At 28.9% G+C, this 11,164-nt stretch carries 8 protein-coding genes; 2 read left to right on the top strand and 6 right to left on the bottom strand.

What is annotated here, in order from left to right; all coding sequences use genetic code 11:
• The first annotated feature begins 1,239 nt into the window (after nucleotides 1–1,239).
• Entirely contained in the window at nucleotides 1,240–1,944 is a 705-nt protein-coding gene (locus LNP23_RS10575) for a LytR/AlgR family response regulator transcription factor (RefSeq protein ID WP_230004847.1), read from the top strand.
• Between the two features lie 307 nt (nucleotides 1,945–2,251).
• Here LNP23_RS10575 and LNP23_RS10570 read toward each other — a convergent pair whose 3' ends face one another.
• The 5 genes from LNP23_RS10570 to LNP23_RS10550 form a co-directional block, all read right to left on the bottom strand.
• Complete coding sequence (locus LNP23_RS10570) at nucleotides 2,252–2,569, bottom strand: Hpt domain-containing protein (RefSeq protein ID WP_230004846.1); 318 nt, start codon at nucleotides 2,567–2,569, stop codon at nucleotides 2,252–2,254.
• Nucleotides 2,556–3,596 (bottom strand): sensor histidine kinase, encoded by a 1,041-nt coding sequence (locus LNP23_RS10565; RefSeq protein WP_230004845.1) that lies wholly within the window; start codon nucleotides 3,594–3,596, stop codon nucleotides 2,556–2,558. The genes LNP23_RS10570 and LNP23_RS10565 overlap by 14 nt, the downstream gene beginning before the upstream one ends.
• On the bottom strand, nucleotides 3,596–4,729 hold the full coding sequence (locus LNP23_RS10560) for an FIST signal transduction protein (RefSeq protein WP_230004844.1): 1,134 nt from the start codon (nucleotides 4,727–4,729) through the stop codon (nucleotides 3,596–3,598). The genes LNP23_RS10565 and LNP23_RS10560 overlap by 1 nt, the downstream gene beginning before the upstream one ends.
• A 5-nt stretch (nucleotides 4,730–4,734) precedes the next feature.
• Nucleotides 4,735–7,683, bottom strand: coding sequence for a PAS domain S-box protein (locus LNP23_RS10555; protein WP_230004843.1), 2,949 nt, complete (start codon nucleotides 7,681–7,683; stop codon nucleotides 4,735–4,737).
• A 295-nt stretch (nucleotides 7,684–7,978) separates the two neighbouring features.
• Nucleotides 7,979–8,392: a response regulator gene (locus tag LNP23_RS10550; protein WP_089478932.1), complete on the bottom strand. Its 414-nt coding sequence runs from the start codon at nucleotides 8,390–8,392 to the stop codon at nucleotides 7,979–7,981.
• Nucleotides 8,393–9,040: 648 nt separating this feature from the next.
• On the opposite strand from LNP23_RS10550, the gene LNP23_RS10545 reads away from it, so the two are divergent.
• On the top strand, nucleotides 9,041–9,280 hold the full coding sequence (locus LNP23_RS10545) for a hypothetical protein (protein ID WP_230004842.1): 240 nt from the start codon (nucleotides 9,041–9,043) through the stop codon (nucleotides 9,278–9,280).
• 417 nt (nucleotides 9,281–9,697) lie between these two features.
• On the opposite strand, the gene LNP23_RS10540 is transcribed toward LNP23_RS10545, so the two are convergent.
• Complete coding sequence (locus LNP23_RS10540) at nucleotides 9,698–10,912, bottom strand: sensor histidine kinase (protein WP_230004841.1); 1,215 nt, start codon at nucleotides 10,910–10,912, stop codon at nucleotides 9,698–9,700.
• Nucleotides 10,913–11,164: the final 252 nt, after the last annotated feature.

Raw genomic sequence — 11,164 nt, 5'->3', positions numbered from 1 at the left:
AAAAAAACGTTAGGATAATTTTGCTTCTGCCTCCTTAAAAAATAAAAATAATTTTCGTGCTCTTTATTAAACTGACTTCCCCAAATCAAATTAGCAATCTGGTTATTTTTAATTAATTAATTAATGTAAATAATCCATACTATAGAATTTTAATTAAAATTGTTTATTGAAATAAAATATAAATAGTGCAAATAATTATAAAAAACTAAACGCATTGTAAACCTACAAAAAAAAGCAAAAAAAACCTACTAATTTTTATAAAAAAGTTAAAAAAAATTATCCTAGTATATCAAGGATTATTTAATTTAATTAAAAATTATTATGTAATCCTTAATCTTATGCAAGAGAATATTAAAACTTGAAGCTAAATTTAGTCAATTTTCAAAAATTATTTACTATTATTGCTTTCAATAAGGTTTAAACTTTTACCTACACAATAAATAAAATTAAACTTTTTGCATTTTGCAATTAAAAACTTTAAATTAATTTAATAAATAATTTTAACACATATCGATAATTTAAATCTATTATCTAATACGAAAGTTATCATTCTGTTTTTTAAACAATATAACATTTTCGGTAATTCATTAATTTGTTACGGCAAATTACCAAAAAATATAGACAAACGGTTTCTAGCCTCGTGATGTTAAAACAAAAAAATAAAAGAAATTCATCCTTGATATTCAAAGCAACATAGCTTCAGTTCAAATTGAATCATGGTAAATGAAATAATAAAAAATATAGATAATATGGATAGATATCCAATTTACAGCAGTGAAGATTCTTGCCAATTACATCGTAATAAGCATTTTATGACTTAACTTAGTAGAAAAATCGTCTAAAATATTCTAAATTTACAATAGATCAATTTTAGAGGGATATTTTGGCAAAGATTGTTTGGACTCAAAGATTTAAAAATTATCCAAACTATCATTAGTTTAGAAATCAAAATGAAATATTAACAAATCTTAGAAATAAAAGTTGCAAAAAACGGACTATAAATTGCAAAGAAGTTAAAAAAAAGGGAAAATTAATTGAACTTTTATTATAAATTAATCAAAAGAAACTTTTTTCAGAATCTTTTAAAAATTAAAATCTAAAATTCCTATATAAATCTTGAAAAAGTTAATATATTGCTAAAAAAACCAAGATAATTTAAAAAAAGTATCAAAAGGCAGCATTAAATTACGTTTAGTAACTACAATAGACTTCTAAAGAATTGTAATACCTTTTTAAACTATGAATTGCATTATTATTGATGACGAAGAAATGGCAAGATCCATAATAGAAAAAATGATTGAGAATACCTCTCAATTAAACCTTTTACAAGAATTCTCAAATGCTATTAATGCCATAAAGTTCTTAAATAAAAATGAGGTTGATTTAATCTTTCTAGACATACACATTCCTGATTTCACAGGTTTTGATTTTATTAAAACAATTAAAAATCCACCGAAAGTTATCCTAATAACCGGTGATAAAAATTTTGCTATCGAAGCTTTTGAATACGACTGTATTGTTGATTATTTAGTAAAACCAATTAATGAAGATCGCTTTCAAAAAGCAATTAAAAAAGCGAATTCCACACACTTATCTAAAATAATTCTAAACAAAAGTTCTAATGAGGATAATGCAAATGAATTCTATATAAATATTGATCGCCGACTAATCAAAATTGAATTTGCTTTTTTAAATATTGTAGAAGCAAAAGGAGATTATATTCATATCAAAACGGAAAAGAAAAACTATGTAGTTCATTCCACCCTTAAAAAAATTGAAGAAAAATTACCTAAAGATTTGTTTTTGAAAGTGCATCGCTCCTTTATCATTAATACAAAAAAAATTATTGACATTGAAGACAATAGTGTGTTAATTGGTAAGGATGTAATTCCTGTAAGTCGCGCAAATCGACCGGTTTTAATGAAGCGCTTGAATCTACTCTAGCTTTAATAAACTACAATTACTAATTGAAATTAGTTATCATTATTTTAATCGACAGGATTCTCAGAATAATAATCAAACAATAACTAATATTTTTTTACAATGTTAATTAGTTTTTTGATTACTAGAGAAAAAAAACTAAAAATTGCCTTTTGTATATTTTTATCCTTTACTATTTAAATAGATTCCCTTAATTCAATGCATTGTTCCAAGTAAAAAACTCAAATACTTATAATTCATTCACTAATTTAATTTAGCTATATTAAATTGATTTAAGACAAAAAAACATCAAAAAAAACAAAGCTTTATCTTACAATTCATTTACAAAACTTTGTATTAAATGTAAAATACTTTCAAATTGTTCTTCGGAGTGAAGTGTGCCATTTAATAAGTTATTCTCATATTGATGCGCAACATCATAGTTTTTTTCAAGACTTAAAATAGATATTTTATGTTTTAATTTATGAACACAGTCTGCTGCGAGTTTATAATTCTCAGCCTCCATATTTTCATGATATGACGCTATTTCAAGTGGAAGTTCTTTTTTAATAATTGCAATCATTTTGCGCTTAAATGCATCGTCTTCTCCGCAGAGTTGGTCTATATAATTTAAATTAGGCTTTTCCATCGTTTTTAGGTAATGTGAAATAAAATGTTGTTCCAATACTTTCGCTACTTTCAAGCCAGATAGAACCTTTATAATACTCAATAATTTTGTTAACTATAGAAAGCCCTACTCCTGAATTTTGATTGTTGCTTTCTAATTTTGTGAATATTTTAAAAATTTTATCGTGGTATTTTTCAGCGATTCCAATACCATTATCTTTGATATACAATTCAAAATCTTGCTCTTTTTCTGTACAGCCAATTTCAATTTGACCTTGAGCTTTATCGTTATAATGAATGCTATTTTCAATTAAATTTTGCATTAACTGCTTGAATCGCCAAGTATTTCCTTTTATTTTTGGTAAATCATTACTTATCGAAATTTTAATATTTTTCGGAATATGAAGCTCTCTCTTTATTTCTTCAATAACCAGATTAAAGTCAATTAACCTTTCTTCAGATTCTAATTTGTCTACAGTAGAATAATCCAAAATCCCTTTGATTAGCAAATCCATTTTTTCGACATTTAACAGTACCTGATTAAACGAGTTTAAACAGCTTTCGCCCATTGCATCTTTATTGTCCTCAAGAACCCAATTAATCAATGTATCGATATTTCTGAGTGGTGCTTTTAGATCATGAGAAACAGCATGAGCATATTCGTTAAGTTCTTTGTTCTGATTTTCTAAACTTTTTAGCAATTCTTCTCTTTGTTTATTCATGGCCACAATTTCTATAGATTGCTTTTTTAAGAAATCGGACTGATTAAAATCTTTTTCATTGCCCAATTTTTCAGCATCCAAATTCATAGAATTCAATATTTCAGTCAAATTTGAATTTATTTCTTTTAAACTATTAGCTTCCTCACGCAGTTTTTTATTGGCTTGGAAAAGTTCATTAGAACTAATTTTCATAGCGCGCTGCAGCATGCTCATCTGGTCCTCGTTATTAATATAAGATTCATTGACTGCATGCAAAAAATATTTTAAATGTTTTAAATGCTCAGGATTTATAAATTTTGCAATTTGCCTTTTTAATAGGGTATTCATTATTCGCTGATTAGGGTTAAAGTCATGGTTTGGTTATGTAGTTCACAAAACGTATTCCCGCTAAATGGAGCCATTTCACCATAAGAGTAAAATCCAGTAATTGCTACTTCATTTCCAATTATTTCCTGAACGTGCTCAATTTCTTCCTCAACCCGCTGATTCATAACTAATTTTCTTCCTACACAGCTCACTAATAAAGCAAGCTGTGGGTGATTTTTTCTATTTTTCATAGCTAACATGGCCGCTTGTAAAGCTCCTTCTGCGATAGCATCTACAGAGGCCATCATCAACTGCACTTTGGAGTTTTCTGGCACATCTCCAGCTAAAATCATCGACTGATTTTCGGTATTAATATTTAAAATAGTACGAACTACAGCTTCCGTTTTCCCTTCAGGCATAACATTCAAAGGATACAACAGAGAAGCCTGAGGCAATTGATTCGCTTTGTCTCCTAAATATTTTTTATACAAATCTAATGCAGGCTGGCCATCGATTTCATATAATACATTGGCCTCTGACCGGGTAATAATTCTTTCTGGACCAAAAGAACTCCATCCGCCAAAACTGGAAAACGAAATTTCTAAAGTCTCGCCATAAAATCCAATTAAAACGACTTCTCCTTCTTTTGGATTTTCTTTGTAAGAGGCTAGTGTTTTCTCAAATTTTGCATCGTCTCCACACATACCTCCTGAAATTGGTACTTTATTTTGAATGCCATTTTCAAGACCGTCAATAAGGGAGCTTCCGTTTACGAAACTTCCTTCAGAGAGTACAAATAAATGCTTCAAACTTTCTTTAGGCATTTGTTGGTAAAGAGATTGCCCCAAAGCATTCGCATCTTTATTATGGTTAAAAATATTATCGGTCCTAATTTCAAACGTACTTTTTTCAAATTCTATTGCAGTAACTACAATCGAATCATCAAATACATTTGCATCGATGATCTCGCCCGCTGTAGAACCAAATACCAGATGTTCATAAGGAAATTCCTTTCGGATAGCATCAATAACTTCCAGACGCTGTAACTGCATTCTGTTTCCAAAAACAAGTACCAGCGGATTTTTTAATTGCTCTACTTTTGTTAGGTACTCCCAATTTTCATTCTTTTTTTTATAAGCTTGAATTATTTTCATATTTTTTATTTTGGTACTTTAATAAAGAAAGTAGTGCCTTTTGTAAACTCACTTTCTATCCATATTTTTCCGTTATAATTATCGACTATTTTTTTTACTATAGACAACCCAATACCTGTTGATCTTTTATCTGAAGTAAAAGATTGAAATATTTTAAATATTTTTTCCTGATTCTCTTCAGCAATTCCTGGTCCATTATCTTTAACAGCAAAAATATAATGCTTTTTTTCCTCTTCAAAACTTATTTCAATAACTCCGAGAGGCTTATCAATATAATTTACAGCATTACTGATGATATTTAAAAACAACTGTTGCATTCTAAATCGTTCTGCTTTAATTGTTGGCAGTTCATTTTTTACTACAATTTCAATATGCTTTGGAATGTGAATAATATTAATTATTTTGTTGATTTCATCATTCAAATTAATATTTTCAGTAATCATCTCGATATCATCTACTTTAGAATAGGTTAGAATTCCTTCAATCAAATGATCCATTTTCTCTACTTTGTCTTCTATCATATCAAGATATTGAACCGTTTGCGCATTAAACTCTTTATCATTGTCCTCTTTGATCCATGTTACTAGAGAATGTATGCTTTGTAACGGTGATTTTAAATCATGCGACACAATTTGAGCATAATCATTGAGTTGCTCGTTCTGTTTTTCTAATTTTTTAAGCAATTCCTCTTTTTGCAATTCCAGGCTCTTTTGCTGAGTTATGTCTAAATGTATTCCTATTGAACCAATTACTTCACCATTGACATTATAATTGGGAGCACCGCTAATTAACCAATACCTCGTTTCTCCTTTTTTATTAATCGAAGTTACTTCATACGAATCTGACTTACCCTTAACCCGTTCGTTATTTTTAAAAGTAACTAATTTTTTATCTTCAGGATGCAGTAAAATTTCAGAGGATTTATTGCCTAACAAATCAATCAAAGAAAAGCCACTCATATCGCAAAAGGACTGATTAGCCAATTGTATTATATCGTTTTTATCTACTTCCAATAATCCCATATTCATATTGGCAATAATATTTCTATATTTTTCTTTTTCTGCTTCTAAACTTTCTTTGTACTTCTTCTTGATGGTAATATCTTCAAAACTCCACAAATGACCGTCACTTTTGTTACCTTTGGCTATCGGAATAAAGCTCCTCTCATAGACCCGTCCATCCGCCAATTCAATTTCTTCAGAAAAGACGTTTTTTTTGTCTCTCAAAATTTCTTCTACCCTTTCAATAAATTCATCTGGTCTTTTAAAAAAGTGTTTATTTTCTTCAGTAGCCATTTTAGAATCAAAACCTATCATTTCTTCTGGTTCTCCTTTAAAATCGAATAAATTACAAAACCTTTTATTGGCAATTAGAACCTTTCTATCCTCATCTTCTAGTAAAATACCTGATTGAAGATTGGTTATTAACGAAGTCAAACGATTCTCAGAATCTATAAGCTGTTGATTGAATTCTTTTTCTTGACTAATATTTTCTTCAATAGCAAAATACTTAATCACTTCTCCTTGTTTGTTATGCAGCGCCTGTCCTTGGACCTTAACCCAGTATTTTTTTTTAAATTTTGTATAATTTAAGATCTCACAAGTAAAAGGCAGCCCCTGTCTTATTTGATTCTTTAAATAAGCAATTGTTTCTGAATTGGTTGCTTCACCTTGTAATAAACGACCAGGACTCTTACCAATCAATTCTTCGTTGGAGTAACCAGTCATTGTGGTAAAACTACTATTGGCCCACTCAATTTTCCCTTCTTTGTCACAAATAATGACAGCACTAATATTCTTATCAGCTATCGAGGAAAGTAATAAAAGTTGTTCTTCTTTTTGTTTGTCTTCAGAAATGTCCTCTATCATTGCAAAATACTGAATCACTTTTTTGGAGGAATCCAGAATGGACTGTCCCACTGTTTTAGACCAAAAAGTACCACCGTTTTTTTTAGCATGCAAAATTTCTACTTCAAAAGTATTTCCTTCGTAAAAAGCATTGATCATTCTACGAATTTCCTCTTTATTCGATAAAGGATTTGAACCTATTTCAACAGGTGTTTTCCCGATAATTTCATCGTTCTCATATCCTGTCAATTTAAGATATGCATCATTACACCAAAATATCTTTCCATCCGGATAAGTAAATACAATGCCGTTTTTATTCGTTTTTGCCACCAAGGACAACTTATTTAGCTCTTCTTGATCTCTTTTTTGTTCTGTAATATCACGTCCATAGATATTTACGCAGCCCTCTCGTTGCAGACTTTTACAAACAAAAGAATAGCACTTACCATTATTCTCCGCCTCAAACATCCATCTTTCTTTTGTCTTATCAATTTGATGAATGATAAATTTTAAAAAATCCTCAATTTCACAATCAATTCCTTGAAATATAAGATTTTTTAAATGTTCGGCTGCTGGATTCATTTTTAATATATGACCCTCAAAATCAATGCGAATTAATGGATCTGGACTTTGAGTAGTAAAAAGAGTAATATCAACAATTTTCTTATTGGCTTCTTTTAATTGATTTTCTTGTTGATATATTGTATTCAAAGAATTTTGTAATGCTGCATCATAGTGAGCGAAATCATACAGAGAGATTTTTTTTTCTTCAAAATAATTCACAGAAGTATGTGATAGGCTACCTATAAATAAATAGCCATTTTCATAGTTTTCAAATTGTCCTCGAAGCGAAATTTTATCTTTAACAGATTCTATTATTACTAATTGATTGGTGAATTTATAAAAATTGTCAACATTTAGCTCTTCGATAAATGGATTGGTAATTGTAAATGAGCTCAGGAAATATCCTCCGCATTTTAAGTCCGGAAGCACTTTGATTAAACCTTTACCTCGGTCTTGAATAAGTAAGTTGTGGTCTAGCAAAACATAAAAAGGGAAAATCCTATTGAATGTTTCACTATCAAAATGAAATTGAGAATTTCCCATGCTGTTACCTCCTTAGTTTTAAAAATTTCATGAACACGACATCTGAATACATTCTATTATTTAGAATGTTTTTGACTACGAAAAGTAGCTAAGACTACTGCTAAACCCAACTCAAATTCCAGCTATTCAACTCTTTTAGAATTGTAAGGTAAAGTACTACTTTTTTTCTTACTCTACAAATGTTTTAAATCTTAAGTGGTTTTCAATTTGTTTATGACATAAAAAACAAAAAAAATATTTAAAAGCTTTAATTCTTATCTCTAGTACTAGACTCAAAAAATAACACTACTTATTTTTACTGAGAAATTAATTCATTCGTGCTCCAATAATCTAGTATTTTTTTTATCCTATCTACATAATCCTCATATTTCAAGGGCTTTAAAATGTAGCCCGCAATACCTATTTTATAACACTCCATAACGTCTCTATGATTGTTAGAAGTAGTTAAGATAATTGCTGGTATGTATTTTAATACATCATCTGCTTTCAAGATAGACAAAAACTCGATACCGTTTAGTTTAGGCATATTGAGGTCTAAAACAATAATATCTGGTATTATTTCTTTGCTTTTTAATATATCAACTGCCTCTTCACCATTATTTGCTTCGATGATGCGATGATTGAGTTCTAAACTTTTTAGTACTCTATTGAATTTCATTACTTCAATTGCATCATCTTCTATTAATAGTATATTCAACGATTTTGCCATTTTATTAATTTTAAACTTTGATGCATACTTATTCAACTTCAAAGGTATTTTATTCCTTTTAAAGCAAGAGTCATTTTTAGTTAATTCATAATAAAAGTGTAGACAACTGCAAAAAAAGTGTCGACGAATGGTATTTTATATGTAATTCATTCATAAAAAATATCCTGAAGCCATTAAAACGAAATCTAAAAAGGGATCCTAATACTTCAATCTATTTTTTATAGAATAGCCATTGCATCTGATTTTTAAAATTTCTTATAGATAAGTAGAACGTCTGTACCTATATAATAAGTAAACTGAATATTAAAAAAAACAAAAAAAAAGGACGATTTCCATTTTTAATATTCATTTATCGACACAAAATTCATAATCAACTGCAAGTCAAGCACAAAGATTGATTAATAATCGACAGCAAACTGCTATTCATCGAAAAAACAAAAACAATTCTTATAATCGTCTTAGATTTGTATCAGAATTAAGAAACACAAAATCAAAATAAAAATTAATAAAATAATTATTTCCAAAAACAATTTAACAATGTCAGCAGTGATTGCAACTTCGATAGATAATCTATTCGATTTAGTAAACACTCAAAATTAAAACTATTTATTAACAAGAAATGAAGTTTCATTCAAATACCACTGAAAAATGAAAACAGCAATTACTTTAACAAACACAATTCCTACTGGAATCAAATCTGAGCACTATTTACTATTCTCCATGATTATTATAACTCTTGGAAAAAACCTAGAGCCAAAGATCCCTACCGAAGCAAACATTTTGATTATGAATTTTTTAGCCATTTCATTAATCGGAATGACACTTCAAATTGTTAATAACCGTTTAAAAAAGAAAATTTTATTCGATACATTTCAAAAATGGTATTAGTTACCACAAGTTATAGTATCAAGCAAAGAATTTTTTATAAGTCGTTTGAAAAATGACAAACTAAATCTAATTTTTTGTTTCATTTTTGTCACTGCTATTACCCTGTTTGCACCAATATTATGCCACTATTGCAGTTACTTCCAGAATTACATTGCCGTTTATTGTTGGACTTTTGCCCATTTAAAAATCAATTTTGAAATTGCCTACAAATTCAAGAAAGACATGCTAAGTACCAAAAACATGACCGCCTTTTTTGCCCGAAAAGCCCTGAGCTTTTATACAAATTAAAATCAGTAAAGGCGATGTAATTCTAGAGAAGTGCTATTTTCTTGCTTCACAAACAAATTTTCGATACTACTTTTATTAAAAGAAAAAGTAAAATGCTTGTTGTAGGCTTATAAAATCTTCCGTTAAAAATTAACAGTTGTACTCTTTTGGTAAAACAAAACAAAAGCAAGCACCTTTTTTATTATCTTCTCTATTCTTCAAATAAATAGTACCCACTACGCGATCTATTATGGCTTTTATTGTTGACAAGCCAATACCGGCATTTTTATCATATTTTGAATTAACTGTTTCAAACAACTCAAATACTTTTAACCAATATTTTTCTGGTATACCTGGCCCATCATCTTCATAAACAAAAGAATAATTAGTTTCATTTTCTGTTAGTGAAATCCAAACATTACATTCTTCTTTGTCGGTATGTTTCGTTGTATTTGATAAAAGATTTTGAATAATTTGAACAAAACCTATTTTTGAATGCCTTATAAAGGTATCGCAATTCCTAAAATGTATATGAGTCGGAATATGAAAAGCACCATTATTAGCTATATATTGAATAGTGCTTTCGACATTAAAATCTTCAAAACAAATTTGATCGTTACTAACTTTTGTATATTCTAAGATTCCATTAATTAAGAAATCCATGTATTCATTTCGAGAATAAATTAAATCGATGCAAGCTTCTAATTCTGTGTTTTCAAGGAGTGTTTTATAATCTTCTTTTATAAAAATTAATAATGAATTTATACCTCGTATTGGTACTTTTAAATCATGAGTAAGCCGATACGCAAATTGATCCAACTGCACATTTTTTTTAATAATTTTATCATTCAAATCTTCTAAAAACCTATTTTTTTTACGAAGTTCAAATTGGGAAATCACTTGATTGGCCAATGCCTTTAATGATTCTTGTTCGTTCTCTGTAAGACCTTCTCTTGGTTTTGTATCAATAACACAAAGCGTCCCTAAAGAATAACCATCTTTAGTGTTTAAAGGAGCTCCAGCATAAAATATTACGTTCGGGTCTTTAGTGGTTAACGGATTATCATGAAACCGTATGTCCTTAGTAGCATCTGGAATAATAAATAATTCATCCGGTGTGTTTATTGCATGCGCACAAAAAGCAAAATCCCTTGGAGTTTCGGTTGCATTTAAACCGTGATGCGATTTAAACCATTGTCGATTATGATCCACTAAAGTTACTAATGCTATCGGTGTACCACAAATTTGTGCTGCTATTTTGGTTAAGGCATCATACTCTTCTTCTGGTAATGTATCTAGTATTTTATAAGCACCTAAGGCTTCGAAACGAAGATGCTCGTTATCAGGAATTTCAGGTTTGTGCATATAATTGAATTTTTATTTTTTTGTTATTAAACTAAACGTAATTATATCATGAAGTTATAACTTTTAACTATAAAAATAACTGATTTTTCCTCATAATACACCTAATTAAATTAAAAATAGCCATGGGTATTATTATACCGTTAATTAAAACCTTCTTATAGGTTTAAATCTTCATCAACCTATTTAAAAGTTAATTCATTAGTTACATGAAAGTTATTATTTTCAAATTCTTCAAAATCAATAAACTTAATT

It is taken from the genome of Flavobacterium cupriresistens (assembly GCF_020911925.1).
Taxonomy (GTDB): domain Bacteria; phylum Bacteroidota; class Bacteroidia; order Flavobacteriales; family Flavobacteriaceae; genus Flavobacterium; species Flavobacterium cupriresistens.
This window is presented reverse-complemented; position numbering and strand designations above follow the sequence as displayed.